The organism is Shewanella submarina (assembly GCF_042646185.1).
GTDB lineage: Bacteria > Pseudomonadota > Gammaproteobacteria > Enterobacterales > Shewanellaceae > Shewanella > Shewanella corallii.
In genome coordinates, this window is the sequence record NZ_JBHRTD010000012.1 from 122577 (window position 1) to 143763 (window position 21187).

The following is a 21187-nucleotide window of genomic DNA, read 5'->3' on the forward strand; positions in this document are numbered from 1 at the left end:
GTTGCTCACCCATTGCTACGAACGGAATCAACTCCAGCTGAGCAGATAAAAGGAACAGACCATGACTGACAGATACAGACCTAATGTCACCGTTGCCTGCGTGGTGCATTGTGATGGTCATTTCCTCATGGTCAAAGAGCTTATCGAAGGTCAGGTACGCTGGAACCAACCTGCAGGCCATCTCGAAGCCAATGAAAGTCTGGTTCAGGCCTGCCGCAGAGAGCTGTTTGAGGAAACCGGACTTGACCGTGAACCGGAGAAACTGATTGGGATTTATCAGTTTTCGGCAAAACAGAATTTAGCTTTTCTGCGTTTTACCTTTCTGGTGGAACTGGAATCTATGCCTGTCCCCTGCCCTCAGGATGCACAAATCCAGCAGGCATGCTGGTTATCGCTGGATGAACTGAATGCCTGCCGCGATCAACACAGAAGCATTTTAGTGACACAATCTGTTCAGGATTACCTCCAGGGCAAAGCAAGCCCATTAGATCTGCTCAACGCCGACTTCCTCCAGATAGCGACCCCTTCTAAAGCGTGATAGAATACGCACCCGCATAAACAGCCGGCGATTATTTAGGTCACCTCAAAAGCCTTGAACTTCCTGAGGAAAGCCCAATTGCCGGAAGCATTACTATTTTTTCAGGTTTAAAACTATCTATGACATCGATTGTTCCTGCTCATCAAGGCAAAAAAGTCATCGTCGGTATGTCCGGCGGTGTTGACTCCTCAGTATCAGCCTATCTGCTTAAACAGCAGGGCTATGAGGTGGAAGGCCTGTTTATGAAAAACTGGGAAGAAGATGACACGGACGAGTACTGTGCTGCTGCGGAAGACCTCAAGGATGCTCAGGCAGTTTGCGACAAGCTGGGCATAAAGCTGCACACAGTAAACTTTGCTGCCGAATACTGGGACAACGTATTCGAATACTTTCTGGCTGAATATAAAGCCGGTCGTACCCCAAACCCGGACATCATGTGCAACAAGGAAATTAAGTTCAAAGCTTTCCTTGAATTCGCCGATGACATTCTGGATGCCGACTATATCGCCATGGGCCACTATGTGCGCCGCCATGATACCGAGGACGGCCAGACGTTGATGTTGCGCGGTTTGGATGGAAACAAAGATCAAAGCTACTTCCTGTACACCCTGAGCCACGAGCAGGTTGCCCGCAGCCTGTTCCCGGTAGGCCACCTGGAAAAGCCGGAAGTGCGCCGCATTGCTGAAGAGCAAGGCCTGATCACTGCCGATAAAAAGGACAGCACAGGTATTTGCTTTATTGGTGAGCGTAAGTTCAAAGACTTCCTGGCCAACTACCTGCCAGCGCAACCCGGCAATATTGAAACTGCCGAAGGTGAAGTCATCGGTCAGCATCAGGGCCTGATGTACCACACTCTGGGCCAGCGTAAAGGTCTGGGTATCGGTGGTATGAAAAACAGCTCCGAAGACCCATGGTTTGTGGTGGATAAAGAGATGGACCGCAACGTACTGGTTGTGGGCCAGGGTCATAACCACCCTCGCCTGATGTCCAAAGGCATGACGGTAAACCAGTTGCACTGGGTAGATCGTAAAGGCCCAACCGAAGGTGCCCGCATCACAGTGAAAACCCGTTATCGCCAGAAAGATATCCCCTGTACCGTGCATATTGCCGGTGAAGGTGAGATCAGGGTGATTTTCGATGAACAGGTAGAAGCAGTAACACCGGGACAGTCCGCCGTATTTTACGACGGTGAAATCTGTCTGGGTGGCGGCATTATCGACACATTGATAAGAGAATAAATCTTGAGTAACCCATTGTATGAAAGGACCATGGCATTTGCCGGCATTTTGCAATGTCTGGCACAGGTCCAGAAACTGGCCCGGCACGGGGAAGCCGATATCGACGCCCTGGCGGCCAGTTTAAATACGATTAACGTCACCAACCCTGATGCCGCGGCAGATGTGTATCCGGATAAGTTTGCACTGCAGACCGGCTACCGACTGGTGTTGGATCAACTGGGTGACGGCAACCGCAAAGATATGGAAATCACCCGCTATTTGGTGGGCGTACTGGCGCTGGAACGTAAGCTGAGCGCTTCAGGCAATGCCATGGGCATGCTGTCTGAGCGAATTAATCAGGTACAGCGCCAGTTGAATCACTTCCAGATCACTGACGAGCAGGTTATCGCCAACCTCGCCAGTATCTACAGTGATGTGATCAGTGAGTTGGGGCCGAAAATTCAGATTACAGGTAATCCAACCTGTTTGCAGCGGCCACTGGTACAACAAAAGATTCGCGCCCTCTTGTTGGCCGCCATGCGCAGTGCAGTGCTTTGGCGTCAACTCGGCGGCAAACGCAGACATTTAGTGTTCTCGCGCAAAGCGATACTGGATACAGCTAAAAACAGCCTCACCCTATAAATATCAGCCAAGTTCATCAAGGAGCTTTTAATGGATCTTTCCGCACTGACTGCGATCTCTCCGGTAGACGGTCGTTATGGTAGTAAAACCGCCTCCCTGCGTGGGATTTTCAGCGAGTACGGTCTTACCAAGTATCGTGTTCAGGTCGAAATCAACTGGTTGAAACTCCTCTCCAGTTGCCCTGAAATCACCGAAGTCCCACCATTCAGCGAAGAAGCCCTGGCGCAGCTGGATGCCATCAAGGACAACTTCAGCGAAGAAGATGCGCTGCGGGTGAAAACCATTGAAGCGACCACCAACCACGACGTAAAAGCGGTTGAGTACTTTATTAAAGAGAAAATTGCAGACAATGCAGAACTGGCCGCTATCGGTGAGTTTGTGCACTTTGCCTGTACCTCTGAAGATATCAACAACCTGTCACACGGTCTGATGCTCAAAGAAGCCCGTGAGCAGGTACTGCTGCCATATTGCCAGCAGTTGGTTGACGGCATTAAGCAGCTGGCCCGTGACTACCGTGACGTACCACTGATGTCCCGTACCCACGGTCAGCCAGCCTCTCCTTCCACTCTGGGTAAAGAGATGGCTAACGTTGCCGTGCGTCTGGAACGTCAGGTCAAGCAGATTGAAGCTGTAGAGATCATGGGTAAGATCAACGGCGCAGTGGGTAACTACAACGCTCACCTGTCTGCCTACCCGGAAGTTGACTGGCATGCTCTGTCTCAGCGCTTTGTGACCAGTCTGGGCCTGACCTGGAATGCTTACACCACTCAGATCGAGCCACACGACTATATCGCCGAGCTATTTGACGCCATTGCCCGCTTCAACACTGTGCTGATCGACTTTGACCGTGATGTATGGGGCTACATTGCTCTGGGTCACTTCAAGCAAAAAACGGTTGCCGGTGAAATCGGTTCATCCACCATGCCGCACAAGGTTAACCCAATCGACTTCGAAAACTCCGAAGGCAACCTGGGTATCGCCAATGCCATCATGCAGCACCTGGCTTCCAAACTGCCTGTGTCCCGCTGGCAGCGTGACCTGACTGACTCTACCGTGCTGCGCAACCTGGGTGTGGGCATGGCTCACTCTTTGATTGCTTACCAGTCCACCCTGAAAGGTATGAGCAAGCTGGAAGTGAACCAGGAGCACCTGCTGGCTGAGCTGGATCAGAACTGGGAAGTACTGGCAGAGCCCGTACAAACCGTTATGCGTCGCTATGGTATCGAAAAGCCATACGAGAAGCTGAAAGAGCTGACCCGTGGTAAGCGCATTGACGGCGCCCAGCTGGCTGCCTTTATCGACGCTCTGGAACTGCCGGAAGATGTGAAGGTAGAGCTGAAGAAGATGACTCCGGCTAACTATATTGGCCGCGCCGCTGCTTTTGTAGACGACCTGAACTAATCACAGGTTGTAGCTAACAAGCAATTCTAAAATCGGCATCCTCAGGGGTGCCGTTTTTGTTTCCAACACGCTTGATTGAATCACCAGTTCACCACAATATCCATGCCTGCCTGTGTTACACTGCCGTCAATTTGTGCAGTGACAGGATGTAGCATGCCCTATTCTCTAAACCTTGATATCCCCGCCTTCCTCCAACACTACTGGCAGCAAAAGCCCCTGGTCATAAAAGGAGCCTATAGTGACTTTATCGACCCTCTATCCCCGGATGAACTGGCGGGTATGGCGATGGAAGCCGAGATCAGTTCACGCATCGTCGTCACCAAAGCGGACGATTGGCATGTCGATCAGGGCCCATTCGAGGACTTTGCTGAATATGGCGACAGCCACTGGCAACTGCTGGTGCAGGCAGTAAACCATTATTTGCCGCAAACTGACGAATTGATGGATAGCCTCAGGTTTCTGCCTGACTGGCGACTGGATGACCTGATGGTGTCTTTTGCCACGCCTCAGGGCGGCGTCGGTCCCCATATCGATAACTATGATGTGTTTATTCTGCAGGGGGAAGGTCGCAGACACTGGGTTGTAGGTGACAAGGGGAATTACAAACCCCGGGGCAATAACCCCCAGTCCCCACTGGTGGAAGACTTTGAGCCAATGATTGACGTGGTCTTGGAGCCTGGTGATCTGCTGTATATCCCCCCCGGTTATCCCCACAGAGGCAACACGCTGGAACCTTCCATGAGCTACTCCATAGGTTACCGGGCGCCATCACAGCAGGAACTGTTTGGCGAAGTTGCCGATTTTCTGCTGGATCACTCCCGGGGACAACAGCGCTTTACCTCTGCCATCAAAGAGGACACTCAGGGACAGGTGTCACTCTCTACTCAGTCCGGCATGGCGCAGCTGCTAACAGCATTAATCGAAGACAAGTCCACCTATAACGATATTCTCGGCAGGCTGCTCAGCCAAAACAGATTTGATTTGGATATCAGCCCTTCAGATCCCGCCTACAGCAGCGAAGAGTTGGCGAAGTTAATTGCAACCGACAACCACCTCAGCCGTATTGGTGGGCTTAAAGTGCTGCGACTGGAGCAGGATGTGCAACCAAGACTCTTTATCAATGGCGAAGCCTGGTTGTTTTCAGAATTGGACGAGGCAACACTAAGCGAGATAGCCAACAGCAAACAACTGTCTCCACAACTTGCGACAGCCCTTTGCAACAATCAGCATAACGCGGCAATCCTGCTTGACTGGGTTAACCAGGGACTCTATTACTTTGATGCAGACGAAGCGTAATTCTCACTGCGAGCCAGGCACATTATAGACAGAGTTTACTGAATACAAGAAAGGCACCCTCATAACAGGTGGGTGCCTTTTCAATTTGGTGCGAGCGCCTTGACTCTAAATCTTCAGGCTTGAGCTTGCTGTTCGCCCCACAGCTTTTCATCTTGCTGCATTTGGTACAGGCTCTGGGCACGGGAGACCAACATATTGGCGAATTTCGCCTGTGTTGGGTCTTTAACGGCTCCGGTCTGGATCAGGTTTTCTGCCTTTAATTGCCAGGTCAGAGAGAAGTGTTTAATGGCTTCACGTGCACTTGGCGCAACATCCGCAGGCACATAATCTGTTGGCAGGTCACCGGAAATCACCCAAAACTGCTTTTTCTTTGGTTGAGAGGATTCCATCTTCCATACGGCAACATAAGGCACCAGATAACGGCTTTGATCCGTTAATACCTTTCCGGGAATGACTCCCTTTTCTGCCAGGAATTTGTTGGCTTTCTGGAACTGTTCACGCACCCATTCCTGCTGCATCTGGGCAGCCTGTTCTGGTGTCAATTGAGGGGCTTCGGAGGTAGGTGGTACTGTCTGCTCAGTCATACTGCTTCCTAATTCTTGTGTTCTTATTGTTTCATGCTGCTTCACTGCTTAGAGCGGTCAGATTAGATTATTATTGTTTACCTCTGACATACTCATCGCCTGCCGAATGTTGCCGGGTCGTTTCAAGCTATATTAACTTGTCCGACCAGCTTTACGTTAACGTAAAGTGGAAAGCAAAATTGCCACACAGATCACATTCAATATACAGGCTGTCTTTGGTCGAGCTTATCCCGAAATGCTATGTTTTCGCAAACAATATCACTAAGTCCGGCCCCTAAGCACCGCGTTGCTGGCCAAGGACACACTCTCAGTGGGGACAAGCAAGTGGCTGTATTCAATCACCCTTCTTTTGACAATCACGAACATGTCATGTTTTGCCATGACGAAGAATCCGGCCTTAAGGCCATTATCGCCGTCCATAACACCAATCTTGGCCCTGCCGTTGGCGGCTGCCGCATGTGGCAGTACGAGTCAGACGATGAGGCCCTGACCGATGTGCTGCGCCTTTCGCGGGGCATGACTTATAAAAATGCCCTTGCAGGCCTGAGCATGGGTGGTGGAAAGTCAGTGATCCTGGCAGACCCTAAAACTGCCGACAGAGAAGCACTGTTCCGAGCATTCGGACGTGCCGTAGACAGCCTGGGTGGCCGTTACTACTCTGCAGAAGATGTGGGCGTGTCCACTTCAGATATCATGATTGCTCACCAGGAAACGCCTTATATGGCAGGTCTGGAAGGCAAGAGCGGCGACCCCTCTCCATTCACCGCACTGGGTACGTTTCTGGGTATTAAGGCCGCGGTAAAGCATCAGCGAGGTCTGGATACGGTAAAAGGTCTGAAAATCTCAGTACAGGGCATTGGCCATGTCGGTTATTACCTGTGTAAACACCTGCACGAAGAAGGTGCCGAACTTATCGTCACAGACATAAATCAAGAGGCATTGGACAGAGTTAAGAACGACTTTGGTGCCATTGTGGTTGCTCCTCAGGATATCTACACTCAGGATGTCGACATCTATGCCCCCTGCGCTTTGGGTGCGACCATCAATGACCATACCCTGCCGCTGCTGAAAGCCAGCATTGTGGCCGGTTGTGCCAATAATCAACTAGCAGAACGTCATCATGGTGAAGCGCTGAAAGAGATGGGTATTCTGTACGCGCCGGACTATGTGATAAATGCTGGAGGCATTATCAATGTTTCCTTTGAAAATGAATATGATGCGGCAGCTTCAACGGCCAAGGTTGAAAAGATTTATGATACCTTGAGCACCATTTTCAAACAGGCTGACGAACAGAACCGCACCACAGGTGATGTCGCAGATGAGATGGCCCGCACCATTATCAATGCAGCAAAATAAGGCACATCAAGACCTTATTTGATTCGATAACGGGAGCTTATTACAGCTCCCTTTTTTATTTCTTCTTGCTATAAAGTAATTTTCCCAATAGCCACAAAGCTATACCTACAATCCGGAATTTATACGCTGGAAAACTTCAACTTCCTTTGCTTAATTTAGTACTCCATCATCACGCAAAGGAAGGCACTAATGATCAGTTTTCTCCATCAGGATCGCGGTCATACATTTAAGTTGCAGGCAAGCAACTGGGCTGGATGGGAGAAACTGTGGGTCGACGATAAACTGGTATCACAGCGATTTAATATTTCCGGTCAGACTGAATATCAGGTCAGTACGGAAAGTGGTAATGATTATCGCCTTACGACTTTGGTGGAGCCGGACAGCCAATTGATAATTTGCCGCTTGTACCGCCACCATAACCGGGACTTTGAGCATGTATGCTCACTGAAACAGGGAAAAAACCACCAGCAAAGGCAGGCTCGCCGACTCTATCTGCTGTCAGCGGCTGCCATGGGTTCAGCACTTACACTACTGATCTGGTAACTCTGGAAGAATGGGCCCTTTGCCGGGCGAATGTTCAGATTGTCACTCCAAACCGGCATCACACAAGTTAAGGGACGCTTTGCCAATGCAGATATAGTATTCCTGCAAGTAACTGCCGCTGCCGGCGCTGGTTGTCGTCACTTTTACCTTTCCCGGTTGTTGCAGTACAGCGTCAGTCACAAAGCCTTCCCGGGCAAAACTCAGGCCCGTTTCAAAGTCGCCAACGTCCAGATTACGGTATAACAGCGCCGTCACGCTGCCGATAGATCTGGGCTCATCACTCCCTTCTGTAATCACCAGGTCGCGACCATCATCAAGCTTGATCACCTGACTGAATATCCCTGACCCATGGGTCGATATATTAGATTGCGAAAGAGCTGGACTGCTCGCTGACACGTTAATGGCTGACGGGTCAGATGTCAGATGACCACAACCACTCAACAGAATTGTCGTGAAAACCGTGATCAGGGGGAGTTTGAAGCTGTACATATCCAGCACCATAAGTAAGCCAGTGACACTATTTGCACTGTATCACTGGCAACAGAATAATGTGAGGTACAGTTTAGTCAGGAAGACGATTGATTTTATTGAGCAAGCGCATAAACACTGCCTGCTCGTCCTCAGAAAGCTCCTTCAGGAACTTGTCGTTCACCCGCTCAGCTTCCCGAATAACGTCCTGCTCCATGGCTTTGGCATTATCGGTGAGGAATATTTTGAATACCCGACGGTTGTCGGCAACCTGGTTGCGGGTAATAAGGCCCTGACTTTGCATTTGGTCCAGCAGACGGGTCATTGTGTAGCTGGCAACATCACAGCGTTTGGAGAGCTCAGTTTGAGTCAGCCCTTCCTCCTGCCACAGCGAGAAAAGGACAGGCCAGACTTTAATATCAAGGTCATAACGGTGCAAACGCTCGTTCAATTCATTTTGCAACGAGACGTTAAGGTGACTGACCAAATAACCCAGGCTTTCAGAACAATCCAAACTACTACTCCTCTTCCAGCGAATGCCTGCAAAACCAAGGAATCTTGCAGGGCACTATTTAATACTACCACCTATTTGCCATTACTCTAGTTGAGGTCCACTTTAATTTTGACCGTGGCAGCCGGGTTTTAGTTGCAGCCAGCTTGTCGTTAACTCTCCCCCAACACAAAGTCATTGATGAAGCGGTAATAACTGGCCCGGTTAAACCTTGCACTCAAACCATCAGGCAAACTGCAAATGATGTTCTCATCAAGACAGCTTATCGCCTGCTCCTCCACGATGAACTCAGTTCCCAGGGAGGTCATCACTTTGAACTGACTCCCCTGCTTGTCATAATCCACCAGGATCAGAGGATACAGCTCGACCTCAACCAGCACTCTTTCAACCGGAGTCACCAGTTGATAGACCCCATCCACACACTTAAGGATGGAGGAGAACAAACGCGCAAACTTAACCGGCAGCGGGGACTCCAGATACTGCCACCGGCCTTCGGCATCAATATGAAACATAGGTTTGTCTGCATCACACCACTCGGGTAAAGCACCACCGGAAACGCCGGCTCCCTGTCGGAATGAAGAGAGTGTTTCTGATGCCAGATCGCTTTTGCTCATTCTGCTTTCCTCAAGCTGACTATCAGCTGAATCAATCACAGGAAGGTCGAAGCAATTCAAGTAACGCCTCGACCGGATGTTTGGGGCGGAAACGGGATAAACGCTTCACCTGACTGCGACAGGAGTACCCTGATACCAGGATCTGCTCTCTGGGTAAGGCGTCTATTTGCTTCTCCCATGACATCTTATACAGCGTCTTTGAACGTTCGATATTCTCCAGCTCATGACCATAAGTACCTGCCATTCCACAGCATCCCAGATTTGCTGTTTTTAAAGAAGCGCCCAAATGACTGAATATTTTCTGCCATTCTGCCCCTGTCGATGGTTTGGCTGTGGACTCAGTGCAGTGGCTGAACCAGGTGAACTGCTTGCCTGATGCCGGTTGTGCATCGGTATCAGCCAATACGGTCAGCAACCATTCGTTAATAAGACTGACTTCAAACTGACCACGTTGCAGTTCCAGCACATGGCGATATTCATCTCTGTATACGAGTACCAGCGCAGGATCGATCCCAACCATAGGCATGCCCAGGCGGTGAACCTCATTCAGGAACCCGGCACTGGTTGCTGCCTGGCTGGCGAACTTTTCCAAAAAGCCTTTAATATGTGCAGGCTTACCATTTGGCTTGAATGGGAGGAGCACTGGCTTATAGCCCAATGCTTCAATCAAATTCACCAGTGCCAGAATTAAAGGTGCATCATAGAAGCTGTTAAATGGATCCTGCACCACCAGCACATATCGGCTGCGTTCCTCTTCGGCAATGGCTTTCAAGTCTTCCAGTTCATAGCCCAGACAGGCATGATTCTCCAACTGTTGCTTCAGCGTTGGCACAGACAAGAGCGGCGCATCCACATAACCCAGAGCCTTTTTCATCACCCACTGACTCAGCTTGTTGCCACTAAGGGCGTTAGTGGCTCTGGGCATTTTTGCCATCAATGGCAAAGAGTCTTCCAGACCGGCCACCAGATAATCTTTCACCGGCCGCAAATATCTTTGATAGTAAGCCTGATAGAACTGGGCCCTGAACTTGGGCACATCCACTTTGACCGGGCACTGACCGCTACATGCCTTACAGGCCAGACACCCTTTAAGAGACTCCATCACCTCATGGGAGTAGTCGTAATCCCGCTGGGCATGGTAGGAGTTACGTGCCCGCGCCAACCAGCTTTGAGGTTTTTGTGTGCTCAGGGAGTTGGCGTCTACGCCCTGTTGCTCCAGCAGTCTTAGCCACTCGCGCATCAGGCCTGCCCGTCCCTTGGGAGATTGAACCCGGTCGCCGGTCACTTTAAATGATGGACACATGGGCGAGTAGTGACTGTAGTTGAAGCACAAGCCGTTACCGTTACAGTTCATGACATCAGGGAAGGCCTCTCTGACACTCACCGGGATCTGGCGGTCGAAACTTCCGCGCTTGGCACTGTCGACGTCGTAGCACAGTTCATGGTCCCTGGGAGCAACCAACTTGCCCGGATTGAGTTTGTTGTTGGGATCGAACCAGGTCTTGATATCCCGCAACATGTCATAGAGTTCGTCACCAAATACAGACGGCGCATACTCACCACGAACCCCCTTGCCATGCTCGCCCCACATCAGACCACCATATTTACGGGTTAACCCAGCCACTTCGTCAGACAATGTGCGCAGCAGTTTTTCATCATCAGGGTCACACATATCCAGCGCCGGACGCACATGCAATACCCCCGCATCCACATGGCCAAACATGCCGTACTGTAGCTGCTTGTCATCCAGCAGCGCACGGAACTCCATAATAAAGTCGGCCAGATGCTCAGGGGGGACTGCCGTGTCCTCAGCAAAGGCGATCGGCTTACGGCTGCCCTTGGTCGCACCCAGCAGACCCACCGCCTTTTTACGCATGGCGTAGATACGGTTAATGCTGGCGGCATCATGGGTAAACTGAAAGCCCACCACGCCGCTGCTGCCTGATGTTTCACCGCTGGCAATTTCAGTTTCAAGTCTCTGTATCAGGGCAGACAGGCGACCGCGTACATCCGCTTCTTCACCGGCGAATTCCACCATGTTGAGCCCCATGATGGTTTTACCCTCAACCTCTTCAATCAAGGCTGACACCGAGTGCCAGATAATGTCTTCCCGGGCAAGGTTAAGCACTTTGGAGTCAATGGTTTCCACCACGGTGGCATTGGCCTTGACCAGCTCTGGAGCATGACGCAAGGCAGACTCAAAAGAGTCATACTTGATGTTCACCATGGCACGGCATTTTGGCAGCGGCGTGATATTGAGTTTCGCCTCGGTAATGACTGCTAAAGTCCCCTCTGAGCCCGCCAGAATACGGGACAAATCAAAACTGTCGAGTCCATCATTCCACACGTGCTTGAGGTCATAGCCGGTTAGAAAACGGTTGAGCGGAGGAAAAGTCTCAATAATCTGCTCTCGTTTGGCCCTGGTCGCCTCTGAGATTTGAGTAATGATACTTTGGCCCAGCGAGCTGCTGGCAAGCGCCATAGGGTGATGCAGCTCTTCGATTCCCACAGGCCGGGTGTCCAGCTGACTGCCATCCACCAGCACAGACTTAAGTTCAAGCACATGATCAGAGGTCTTGCCATACACCAAAGAGCCAGCACCCGATGCATCGGTATTAATCATGCCTCCCAGCGTCGCCCGGTTGGAAGTGGACAGATCCGGGCTGAAAAAGAAACCGTGGGGACGCAGCGCATCATTCAATTGATCTTTAACCACACCGGCTTCCACCCTGACCCAGCCCTCCTCGGCATTGACCTCTATCACCCGGTTCATATGGCGCGACATATCCAGGATCAAACCATGGGTAAGCGACTGACCATTGGTGCCGGTGCCGCCTCCCCGGGCGGAAAAGACAACCTTTTCAAATTCAGGTTTGGCCGCCAGCTTCAATGCCGTTTGCACGTCAGCCGTGGTTTTGGGGTAAAGCACAGCCTGAGGCAGAAACTGGTATACAGAGTTATCAGTCGCCTGCGCCAAACGGGCGTTGTAGCGAGCATCGATATCGCCGGAAAAAGAGGAGGATTCAAGAGCCTCGAGGAACGCCAGATAGACAGGTTCCAGGGTCTGTTCATGGGTAATACGGGGCAGCATAGGGTGGCAGCTCGACTTCTAATTCGTTGTAATAATGTTGAATATGATACCAGTAATACGCTGCCAGTGATCAGTAGGTAAGACAAGTTTCATATTGGCCACAAAATCGAAAAACTGAAGCCATAAAAAAACCGCCCTGAGGCGGTTTTTAATTTATCTACTGAGTAGATTAAGCGTGCTCTTCAGCCAGATACAACCAAGTATCAATCACGGTATCAGGGTTCAGCGATACAGTGTCGATGCCCTGCTCAACCAACCAGGCCGCGAAATCAGCATGGTCTGAAGGGCCCTGACCACAGATACCTACATAGGCACCTTTAGCCTTGGCTGCCTTGATAGCCATCGCCAGCAGCGCTTTCACCGCTTCGTTACGCTCATCAAACAGGTGGCTGATAATGCCAGAGTCACGGTCCAGACCCAGAGTCAGCTGAGTCAGGTCGTTGGAGCCGATGGAGAAGCCATCGAAGTGCTCCAGGAACTGATCTGCCAGCAGGGCGTTGGATGGCAGTTCGCACATCATGATAACGCGCAGACCGTCTTTACCACGCTCCAGACCTTGCTCTTTCAGCAGTTCAATCACCTGCTCAGCTTCAGACAGAGTGCGAACGAATGGGATCATGATTTCCACATTCTTCAGACCCATGTCGTTGCGAACACGCTTGATGGCTTCACATTCAAGTGCGAAACAATCGCGGAAAGACTCGGAGATGTAACGACTGGCACCACGGAAGCCCAGCATTGGGTTCTCTTCCTCTGGCTCGTAGCGGTCACCACCGACCAGGTTGGCGTACTCGTTTGACTTGAAGTCAGACATACGCACAATCACCTTCTTCGGATGGAAGGCTGCCGCGATAGAAGCAATACCTTCCACCAGACGGGCTACATAATACTCAACAGGAGAGTCGTAACCGGCGATCATCTCGATGATCTCTTCCTGCAGCGCTGGCGTCTGCTGGTCAAATTCCAGCAGGGCTTTAGGGTGAATACCGATCATACGGTTGATGATGAATTCAAGACGGGCCAGACCCACACCTTCGTTTGGCAGACGGGCGAAGTCGAAGGCACGGTCAGGGTTACCCACGTTCATCATCACCTTCATAGGCAGTTCAGGCATGGAGTCCACACGGCTGGAAACCACTTCGAAATCCAGCTTGCCGTCATAGATGTAACCAGTATCACCTTCAGCACAGGATACCGTGACTTCCTGACCATTCTGGATACGGTCAGTCACATCACCACAACCCACTACCGCAGGTACACCCAGTTCACGGGCGATAATCGCAGCGTGACAGGTACGGCCACCTCGGTTGGTCACAATGGCGCTGGCGCGCTTCATGATGGGTTCCCAGTCCGGGTCAGTCATGTCGGTAACCAGTACGTCGCCTGGCTGGATCTTGTCCATCTCGTCGATGGATTTCAGTACCTTGGCAACACCAGAACCAATCTTGTGACCGATTGCACGACCTTCAGATACCACTTCAGTCTTGGCACTCTTCAGGTGGTAGCGCTCAATCAGCTGAACATCTTCGCGTGAGCGTACAGTTTCAGGACGGGCCTGAACAATGTACAGACGGCCATCGTTGCCATCTTTGGCCCACTCGATGTCCATTGGACGACCATAGTGCTTTTCAATGACCATCGCCTGCTTGGCCAGTTCCATCACCTCTTCATCAGAGATGGAGAAAGTACGGCGCTGCTCGGCGGCTACATCTTCAATTTTCACCTGCTTACCGTGAGAGGCATCGTCTGAGTACACCATCTGGATCAGCTTGCTGCCGATGTTGCGGCGTACCACAGCCTTGTGGCCTGCAGTCAGGGTTGGCTTGTGAACATAAAATTCGTCAGGGTTTACTGCGCCCTGTACCACCATTTCACCCAGACCGAATGAAGAGGTCACAAATACCACGTCATCGTTACCGGATTCAGTGTCGATGGTAAACATCACACCTGAGGCAGCTTTGTCGGAACGAACCATGCGCTGCACGCCAGCGGACAGAGCCACACCACGGTGGTCATAACCCTGGTGCACACGATAGGAGATAGCACGGTCGTTAAACAGGGAGGCAAATACGTGTTTGATGGCAACGATAACAGAATCGTAGCCTTTCACGTTCAGGAAGGTTTCCTGTTGGCCGGCAAAAGAAGCATCCGGCATATCTTCGGCAGTCGCGGATGAACGAACAGCGAAGGAAGCGTCGAGGGTTTCAGAGGACAGCTTGTCGTAGGCTTCGTGAACGGCCTTTTCTAATTCTGGCTGGAAAGGGGTATCGATAACCCATTGTCTGATCTGTGCACCGGCCTTGGCGAGTGCGTTGACATCATCCACATCCAGGGTGTCAAGCGTCTCGTAAATCTTTTGGTTAAGTCCACTTTGTTCCAAAAACTCATTGAACGCATGGGACGTTGTCGCAAAGCCACCAGGTACTTGAACACCGGCATTGGAGAGATTGCTGATCATCTCACCCAGAGAAGCGTTTTTACCGCCAACAGTGTTGACGTCGCCCATGCCTAATTCCTGATACCAGAGTACATATTGCTGCACAGTTCTATCTCCGCAAGTTTTTATTTCAATGGCCCCTTCACACGAGGGCACGGGCATTCTACACTCCCGAAAAGTTAGCGTAAATGCATAATTTTATTTGTAATTTTATTACTACAAGAGGTCAGAATGGCTCGCAATGTGTTTTATATTTCCGACGGTACCGCCATCACAGCCGAGGTGTTTGGCCACGCAGTTCTCTCTCAATTTCCGATGGAATTTGAATCACTTACCATCCCTTTCGTGGAGACAATCGATAAGGCTAATGCTGTAAAAAAACAGATCAATGATTGTTTTATTACAACAGGAGAACGCCCTTTAGTGTTCCATTCCATTGTTCAACCGGAAATCAGGGACATTATCTACTCAAGTGAGGGCCTGGATTACGACTTCCTCAACACCTTTGTTTCGCCACTCGAACAACAACTGGGTATAAAAGCAACGCCTGCACTGCATAGAACTCATGGTATGGCCAACGCAGGTTATGAGTCCCGAATCAACGCCATCAACTTTACCCTGGATAATGACGACGGCCAGACCATGAAGAATATGGACAGTGCAGACATTATTCTTATTGGAGTATCCCGTTGTGGCAAAACCCCATCCAGCCTGTACCTCTCAATGCAGTTTGGTATAAAAGCAGCGAATTATCCATTTACCGAAGAGGATATGGATAACCTCAAACTACCCGAAGCGCTCAAGCGTAATAAACATAAGCTGTTTGGCTTAACGATCGACCCGGCCCGTCTGCATGAGATCCGCCAGACCCGCATGGAGAACAGTCGATACTCCTCCATGCGCCAGTGCCGTATCGAAGTGAAAGAAGTGGAGATGCTATATAAGAAGGAACGTATCCCCTATGTGGATACCTCCAACCACAGCGTGGAAGAGATTGCCGCAAAAATCATCGATATTGCCGGCCTGAAACGCCATATGTTCTAAATTTTCAGAACTCTCCCCAGGGCATAAAGGTAACTTTTTGCCCTTTTTTATGCTGATTGGCCCTGAATCCGCTGGCTAATCACTAAAAATTCCAAGTTAAAACAAAATCATTAGCCAGTTGGTGAATATTAGTGCACTTGCCCCTGTGCACACTGACTGGATTCGTTATAATCCTTCTCAAGTTGGCGAAAAAGCGCCTGATAACGAATGCTCCGGTACAGTGAATGACCATTAAAACCGACGAACTACGTACATCCTTACTCTGTAAAGTGATCTCTCCTGCCCAGTTGGCAGCGGAATATCCACTCACTCAGGAAGCTGCCGACTACCTGGTGCAACAACGCCGGGAAGTGGAAGCGATTCTGGAAGGCAAAGATCAGCGCTTGCTGGTGATTGTTGGCCCCTGCTCTATCCATGACACCAAAGCTGCGTTGGAATATGCCGAACGCCTATCTGCTATGCATCAGGAATTGAAGCAGGATCTGTGCATTCTGATGCGTGTGTACTTTGAAAAGCCACGCACTATTGTTGGTTGGAAAGGCCTGATCTCTGATCCGGATCTGGATGGTTCTTTCAGCCCCAATAAAGGACTGCGTCTGGCCCGTCAGTTGCTGCAGCAAATCACTGAGCTGAAACTGCCAATCGCCACCGAGTTCCTCGATATGGTAAACGGTCAGTACATTGCAGACCTGATCACCTGGGGCGCTATTGGTGCCCGCACCACAGAAAGTCAGGTTCACCGCGAAATGGCATCTGCCCTGTCCTGCCCGGTTGGCTTTAAGAATGGTACCGACGGCAATATCAATATTGCTGTTGATGCTGTGCGCGCATCCCGCGTCCCCCATATATTCTACTCACCCGACAAAGATGGCGCTATGGCGGTGTACCGTACTCACGGTAACCCTCATGGTCATATCATTCTGCGCGGTGGTAAAAAGCCGAACTACAGTGCGGAAGATATCGCCCGTACCCGTGAGCAGTTGCAAGAGGTTGGCCTGAACCCACGCATCGTCGTGGACTTCAGCCATGGCAACAGTCAAAAGCAGCACAAACGTCAGCTGGATGTGGCCGACGATGTGATGGCACAAATTGCCACAGGTGATACCACTATTGCCGGCATTATGGCTGAGAGTTTTATTGAAGAGGGCAACCAGAAAGTGGTTGAAGGTCAGGAACTGGAATACGGTAAGAGCATCACAGATGCCTGCCTGCACTGGGCTGACTCAGAAGCCCTGTTGCGTAAGCTGGCTCAAGCTTCCCGTGCCCGTATGGATAAGCTGAAATAGCCAAGACCTCAGCTGCCATTAAGGCAATAAAATGCCCCGCCAACTCTGTTGCGGGGCATTTTTTATGACGACATAAAGGTTAAATCACGGCATCGCTGCACAATTAAATACCTGCTTGCCACCTGAGAAATACTTCACCTTGTTTTCCAGACTAAAGCCCTCATCAGTCACTTGTCCAAGGGATTGCAGATAAGCTTTCAGCATTTCAGCGTCGGTTTGCTGCATATTGACTGAGTTGATTTTCGGATAGCCATCGCCACCGGCGGCACTGAAGCCTGAAATAGCAAATGTATATTGGCCGTCACGGGAGAAGCCTTTCCCGGCGATATCATGAATGTCCACTGTTCCTGCGTCACAATTAACATCCAGCCTGATATTACTCAACTGTGCGAAACCGCCGCCTGTCAGGCCCGTCAACTTACCCAGATAGCTCTCCAACTCGGCACCGGACATGCTGGCACGAGTAATAAAGTTGCCAAACGGCTGAACCGTCAGCACATCACGGTAGCTAATCTCTCCTTGCTGAAGCGAAGCCCGAATCCCCCCGGAATTCACCACGGCAAAGTCAGCATTGATAAGCTTGTGAGTGCGGAAAGCCTCTCCCAACAGGTGTCCAAGATTGGTTTGACGACTACGGACACTGGCACGCTCGCCATCAAAGAATGTCGTCGATTGAGCAATACGTTTATCCAGCAGCTCCTGACCGGTTTGCTGATAAGGAGACAGGGTTGCCAACACATCGGCATCCTCCGGGATCTCAGCCGTTGCCAGCACCGTATTTCCCGAGGCGTCTTTAACCTTAAGGTTTACCGGGATCAGGCGATAATTCAGCAGCTCCACCTTTCCCTGATAAAACCCAAAATCGGCGCGTCCAACATACTTACCCCATTCTTGGGCCTGCATAATCCAGGTGCCATTCTGGTTATCCGGCAAGCAATCATCCCCGGGTTTAAAATCGGCATAGCGATTGCCCTCAGGCTCCATACAAACAGGGTTTTGAGAGTGGCCACCAATGACACCATGCAAGTGTCCGACAGGCAGCGCTCTGGCCATCATCACATCTCCGGGCGCTTCGCTGCCGTGGTTACCGTCGGCGTAATGCCCCATATGCGTCAGAGCGAAGACCAGATCCACCTGTTCACCGGACGCCTTGAGCTCATTCAGTACCTTAGGCATTTCCGTGATGGGGTCGGCGAAATAAACTGACGCAACATTGTCCGGATGCACCAGATGCGCAGTGTCCTTGGTGGTCATGCCGACAACTGCGACTCTGACGCCATTCAAGTCAAATATCCGATACGGCTCGAAGTAACGTTCAGCGCTGATAAGCCCATGCTCATCACGACGGTAGATATTGGCCGCCAGCATGGGAAAGGTCGCCAACTCCTGCTGCATATTCAATACATCAAGGTCGTTGTCAAACTCATGGTTGCCCACCGCCATTGCGTCATAACCAATCAGGTTCATGCCAATAAAATCCGGGACGGCGTCCTGCATGTCTGACTCGGGCACCCCGGTATTGATATCGCCGCCCGACAGTAACAAGCTGGCACCACCACTGGCCTCAATCGCGGCACGCTGCTGCGCAACCAGCGTCTTGCGGGCAGCCATGCCGTACTCATCATCTTTATTTCGCCAGAAGCGACCATGATGGTCATTGGTATGCAAAAGAGAGAACTTCACACAGGCGTCACCGGCCTGGGCGCAATTTTGGGGAGATGGTGCTGACTGGCATCCGCCCAGCAGAGCTGCAATAAGCAGCCCCAGCCCGGTACCGGCAACACGAGGGGAAAATACTGACATAAATCCTTTTCAAACGACGTTAACGTCCCATCAAAGTGGGCTCTCCTTTATTTGAAGCAGATGATAACAGGATTCCTCTCAACGCCCCACAATTCAGCCTTGAATATGAGCAGAAAATCGACAAAAAGTGAACAAACAAAAACGCCTGCTTTCAAAAGCAGGCGTTTGATTATTGAGCATGAAAGATCAGCTCAGCAGAGCGTTCAAAACCGTGTCATTAACCAGTTACGGATGGCCACTATCTGCTCAGGATGCACACTGTGCCCCATAGGGTAGGTTAACCAGCTGGAGCGATAGCCTCCCTGAACCAGCGCATGGTTAGCCAACAGGCCAGCTGACTTGGGGACCACATCATCCTGCTCACCGTGCATCTGCAGGATTGGCGTTTCTTTATTGGCTTCATGCAAGCTATCCGGCAGCTTGTCGCCACCCGGCAAATAGCAGGATAGAGCCAGAACACCCGCCAACTTGTATTCCAGACGCAACGCAGTAAACAGCGTCATCACCCCACCCTGGCTGAAACCAGCCAGAATAATGCGTTCAGACGGAATGCCCTTGGCAATTTGGTCTTCAATCAGCGCCCGTACCCGCTTCTCTGACTCAAGCACACCGGCCAGATCAGCTCTTTCCAGCAGGTTCATACTCTTGATGTCATACCAGGACCGCATGATGTAACCGTTATTAATGGTTACCGCTTGCTCAGGGGCATTGGGGAAAACAAAGCGAATACCGTGGGCACCGCCAAGATTAAATGCCGGAACAATCGGGGCAAAACCATCACCTGAATCTCCCAGTCCATGCAGCCAAATTACCGCAGCATTCGCCTCTGCCGGCGGCTCAATCACTACCGCATCTATTGTCATTCAAAGCTCCTGAAATGTTATCTTGTCCCAATCATGGGAGTGGCAAGGATACGCAAATTCTCTGTTATCAGCAAAAGCGAATAACTTTGTCGATATTTTCGCATTTACCCCAAAAGCCCCAGATACCAATATAAAGTCAATCACGCATCCAAAGAGGCAGCAACAATGGGTTTATTGCAAAATGGTCAATGGGTTGACCAATGGTACGACACTAAAAGTAACCAGGGAAAATATGTGCGGGAAGATGCCAGGTTCAGAAACTGGCTGACGGCAGATGGCTCACCCGGTCCGGATGGTCAGCAGGGGTTCCCGGCTGAAAGCGGACGCTATCACCTCTATGTATCGCTGGCATGCCCCTGGGCCCACAGAACCCTGATTTATCGTAAGCTCAAAGGACTTGAATCTCACCTGGATATCACTGTGGTGGAGCCTCATATGCTGGCGAATGGCTGGGAATTTGCGGGCCCAAATCAAAGTGAAACAGCCAGACATATTGAGGGCGCAAACAAAGAACCGCTATACGGTTTTGACTTTTTGTATCAGGTGTATACCAAGGCAGCTGCTGACTATTCCGGTCGTGTCACCGTGCCGGTGCTCTGGGATAAGCAAACCCAAACCATAGTCAGTAATGAGTCTTCAGAGATCATCCGTATGTTCAATACTGCCTTTAATGGGATTACAGGTAACACTATGGATCTTTATCCTGCAGAGTTAACCGATGAGATTGATGCTCTCAATGATTGGATCTACCCCAATATCAACAACGGCGTTTACCGGGCGGGTTTTGCGACGACCCAGGAAGCTTATGAGCACGCATTTGATGATCTGTTCGATGCTCTGGATAAGCTGGATACCCTGTTGCAAACCCGGAGATATTTGACCGGCAATCAGATTACCGAAGCTGACTGGCGCTTGTTTACCACACTAATCCGTTTCGATTCGGTTTACGTGGGCCACTTTAAAACCAACAAAAAGCGCATTGAAGATTACCAGGCTGTTCCGGGCTACCTGAGAGATCTGTACCAACAACCCGGCATTGCCGAAACGGTCAACTTTGAACATATCAAGCAGCATTACTATTTCAGCCATAGCCAGGTCAATCCAACCCGGGTAGTCCCCAAAGGACCAGAGGTGGATTACAACTCACCCCATGGCCGTACTGACAATTAGGCTCTGCCGACCTTTGCTGGTTGAATTTCGCTCGCTTTCAAAGAGCGACAGCCCCTGGATAGTCACAGAATAATAGTCACAGAAGAATTTGCTCGCCAATAAAGTCCACTAGGTCGTCAGCCTGTTGCTGGTTATCCAGCTTCAGGCTCCACCTGACCGCACCAGCATCCGCACTTAACACCAGCACCTCCTTGCGCAACTTAAGATCTTCTACCATGGCACTTAACACAGTGCCGGACGGACTCATTCTGATCTGGATTTCAAAAGGCGTCAGAATCAACTTACTATGAGACAGTTCAATGATCATTTTGTGAATTTAATAC

The 21187-nt window shown here is 50.7% G+C and carries 19 protein-coding genes; 10 read left to right on the forward strand and 9 right to left on the reverse strand.

The annotated features are described in order from the left end of the window. Window positions 1–61 precede the first annotated feature (61 nt). From ACFOE0_RS09510 to ACFOE0_RS09530, 5 genes are all read left to right on the forward strand, one after another. Window positions 62–538 (forward strand): NUDIX hydrolase, encoded by a 477-nt coding sequence (locus ACFOE0_RS09510; RefSeq protein ID WP_248935653.1) that lies wholly within the window; start codon window positions 62–64, stop codon window positions 536–538. A 119-nt stretch (window positions 539–657) separates the two neighbouring features. Beyond that, complete coding sequence (gene mnmA / locus ACFOE0_RS09515) at window positions 658–1776, forward strand: tRNA 2-thiouridine(34) synthase MnmA (RefSeq protein WP_248935654.1); 1119 nt, start codon at window positions 658–660, stop codon at window positions 1774–1776. Between the two features lie 3 nt (window positions 1777–1779). Further along, window positions 1780–2397 (forward strand): high frequency lysogenization protein HflD, encoded by a 618-nt coding sequence (hflD, locus tag ACFOE0_RS09520; protein ID WP_248935655.1) that lies wholly within the window; start codon window positions 1780–1782, stop codon window positions 2395–2397. Window positions 2398–2427: 30 nt separating this feature from the next. Next, the gene (gene purB, locus ACFOE0_RS09525; protein ID WP_248935656.1) at window positions 2428–3798 is read left to right on the forward strand and encodes an adenylosuccinate lyase; all 1371 of its coding nucleotides are present in this window, start codon (window positions 2428–2430) and stop codon (window positions 3796–3798) included. Between the two features lie 153 nt (window positions 3799–3951). Next, the gene (locus tag ACFOE0_RS09530) at window positions 3952–5094 is read left to right on the forward strand and encodes a ribosomal protein uL16 3-hydroxylase (protein WP_248935657.1); all 1143 of its coding nucleotides are present in this window, start codon (window positions 3952–3954) and stop codon (window positions 5092–5094) included. A 113-nt stretch (window positions 5095–5207) separates the two neighbouring features. On the opposite strand, the gene ACFOE0_RS09535 is transcribed toward ACFOE0_RS09530, so the two are convergent. Beyond that, on the reverse strand, window positions 5208–5678 hold the full coding sequence (locus ACFOE0_RS09535) for a DUF4826 family protein (protein ID WP_248935658.1): 471 nt from the start codon (window positions 5676–5678) through the stop codon (window positions 5208–5210). A gap of 324 nt (window positions 5679–6002) precedes the next feature. Between ACFOE0_RS09535 and ACFOE0_RS09540 the strand changes: the two genes are divergently transcribed. Both ACFOE0_RS09540 and ACFOE0_RS09545 read left to right on the forward strand, forming a co-directional pair. Then, window positions 6003–7034: a Leu/Phe/Val dehydrogenase gene (locus ACFOE0_RS09540; protein WP_248935659.1), complete on the forward strand. Its 1032-nt coding sequence runs from the start codon at window positions 6003–6005 to the stop codon at window positions 7032–7034. Window positions 7035–7223: 189 nt separating this feature from the next. Next, the gene (locus tag ACFOE0_RS09545; RefSeq protein WP_115137652.1) at window positions 7224–7577 is read left to right on the forward strand and encodes a hypothetical protein; all 354 of its coding nucleotides are present in this window, start codon (window positions 7224–7226) and stop codon (window positions 7575–7577) included. A gap of 42 nt (window positions 7578–7619) precedes the next feature. Here the strand turns inward: ACFOE0_RS09545 and ACFOE0_RS09550 are convergent, their stop codons facing one another. From ACFOE0_RS09550 to ppsA, 5 genes are all read right to left on the reverse strand, one after another. Beyond that, window positions 7620–7904, reverse strand: a complete 285-nt coding sequence (locus ACFOE0_RS09550; RefSeq protein ID WP_248935660.1) for a PliI family lysozyme inhibitor of I-type lysozyme — start codon at window positions 7902–7904, stop codon at window positions 7620–7622. Between the two features lie 235 nt (window positions 7905–8139). After that, window positions 8140–8559, reverse strand: a complete 420-nt coding sequence (locus tag ACFOE0_RS09555) for a MarR family winged helix-turn-helix transcriptional regulator (RefSeq protein WP_248935661.1) — start codon at window positions 8557–8559, stop codon at window positions 8140–8142. A gap of 149 nt (window positions 8560–8708) precedes the next feature. Next, window positions 8709–9170 (reverse strand): DUF1285 domain-containing protein, encoded by a 462-nt coding sequence (locus ACFOE0_RS09560; RefSeq protein ID WP_248935662.1) that lies wholly within the window; start codon window positions 9168–9170, stop codon window positions 8709–8711. Between the two features lie 31 nt (window positions 9171–9201). Next, entirely contained in the window at window positions 9202–12261 is a 3060-nt protein-coding gene (gene ydiJ / locus ACFOE0_RS09565) for a D-2-hydroxyglutarate dehydrogenase YdiJ (RefSeq protein WP_248935663.1), read from the reverse strand. 169 nt (window positions 12262–12430) lie between these two features. Beyond that, entirely contained in the window at window positions 12431–14803 is a 2373-nt protein-coding gene (ppsA, locus tag ACFOE0_RS09570; protein ID WP_248935664.1) for a phosphoenolpyruvate synthase, read from the reverse strand. Window positions 14804–14929: 126 nt separating this feature from the next. On the opposite strand from ppsA, the gene ppsR reads away from it, so the two are divergent. Next, window positions 14930–15742: a posphoenolpyruvate synthetase regulatory kinase/phosphorylase PpsR gene (gene ppsR / locus ACFOE0_RS09575; RefSeq protein WP_115137646.1), complete on the forward strand. Its 813-nt coding sequence runs from the start codon at window positions 14930–14932 to the stop codon at window positions 15740–15742. 224 nt (window positions 15743–15966) lie between these two features. Further along, the gene (locus tag ACFOE0_RS09580; RefSeq protein ID WP_248935665.1) at window positions 15967–17028 is read left to right on the forward strand and encodes a 3-deoxy-7-phosphoheptulonate synthase; all 1062 of its coding nucleotides are present in this window, start codon (window positions 15967–15969) and stop codon (window positions 17026–17028) included. A gap of 84 nt (window positions 17029–17112) precedes the next feature. On the opposite strand, the gene ushA is transcribed toward ACFOE0_RS09580, so the two are convergent. Further along, window positions 17113–18831: a bifunctional UDP-sugar hydrolase/5'-nucleotidase UshA gene (gene ushA, locus ACFOE0_RS09585; protein ID WP_248935666.1), complete on the reverse strand. Its 1719-nt coding sequence runs from the start codon at window positions 18829–18831 to the stop codon at window positions 17113–17115. Window positions 18832–19034: 203 nt separating this feature from the next. Then, the gene (locus ACFOE0_RS09590; protein WP_248935667.1) at window positions 19035–19694 is read right to left on the reverse strand and encodes an alpha/beta hydrolase; all 660 of its coding nucleotides are present in this window, start codon (window positions 19692–19694) and stop codon (window positions 19035–19037) included. A gap of 165 nt (window positions 19695–19859) precedes the next feature. Here ACFOE0_RS09590 and ACFOE0_RS09595 point away from each other — a divergent pair, with 165 nt between their 5' ends. After that, on the forward strand, window positions 19860–20864 hold the full coding sequence (locus tag ACFOE0_RS09595) for a glutathione S-transferase family protein (protein ID WP_248935668.1): 1005 nt from the start codon (window positions 19860–19862) through the stop codon (window positions 20862–20864). A gap of 76 nt (window positions 20865–20940) precedes the next feature. On the opposite strand, the gene ACFOE0_RS09600 is transcribed toward ACFOE0_RS09595, so the two are convergent. Beyond that, window positions 20941–21171 (reverse strand): DUF3389 family protein, encoded by a 231-nt coding sequence (locus ACFOE0_RS09600; RefSeq protein ID WP_115137641.1) that lies wholly within the window; start codon window positions 21169–21171, stop codon window positions 20941–20943. Between the last annotated feature and the right edge of the window lie 16 nt (window positions 21172–21187).

Coding starts and splice junctions, on each gene's coding strand:
- ACFOE0_RS09510 (WP_248935653.1), top strand. CDS start 62: ATGACTGACAGATACAGACCTAATGTCACCGTTGCCTGCGTGGTGCAT.
- mnmA (WP_248935654.1), top strand. CDS start 658: ATGACATCGATTGTTCCTGCTCATCAAGGCAAAAAAGTCATCGTCGGT.
- purB (WP_248935656.1), top strand. CDS start 2,428: ATGGATCTTTCCGCACTGACTGCGATCTCTCCGGTAGACGGTCGTTAT.
- ACFOE0_RS09530 (WP_248935657.1), top strand. CDS start 3,952: ATGCCCTATTCTCTAAACCTTGATATCCCCGCCTTCCTCCAACACTAC.
- ACFOE0_RS09535 (WP_248935658.1), bottom strand. CDS start 5,678: ATGACTGAGCAGACAGTACCACCTACCTCCGAAGCCCCTCAATTGACA.
- ACFOE0_RS09545 (WP_115137652.1), top strand. CDS start 7,224: ATGATCAGTTTTCTCCATCAGGATCGCGGTCATACATTTAAGTTGCAG.
- ACFOE0_RS09560 (WP_248935662.1), bottom strand. CDS start 9,170: ATGAGCAAAAGCGATCTGGCATCAGAAACACTCTCTTCATTCCGACAG.
- ydiJ (WP_248935663.1), bottom strand. CDS start 12,261: ATGCTGCCCCGTATTACCCATGAACAGACCCTGGAACCTGTCTATCTG.
- ppsR (WP_115137646.1), top strand. CDS start 14,930: ATGGCTCGCAATGTGTTTTATATTTCCGACGGTACCGCCATCACAGCC.
- ACFOE0_RS09580 (WP_248935665.1), top strand. CDS start 15,967: ATGACCATTAAAACCGACGAACTACGTACATCCTTACTCTGTAAAGTG.
- ushA (WP_248935666.1), bottom strand. CDS start 18,831: ATGTCAGTATTTTCCCCTCGTGTTGCCGGTACCGGGCTGGGGCTGCTT.
- ACFOE0_RS09590 (WP_248935667.1), bottom strand. CDS start 19,694: ATGACAATAGATGCGGTAGTGATTGAGCCGCCGGCAGAGGCGAATGCT.
- ACFOE0_RS09595 (WP_248935668.1), top strand. CDS start 19,860: ATGGGTTTATTGCAAAATGGTCAATGGGTTGACCAATGGTACGACACT.
- ACFOE0_RS09600 (WP_115137641.1), bottom strand. CDS start 21,171: ATGATCATTGAACTGTCTCATAGTAAGTTGATTCTGACGCCTTTTGAA.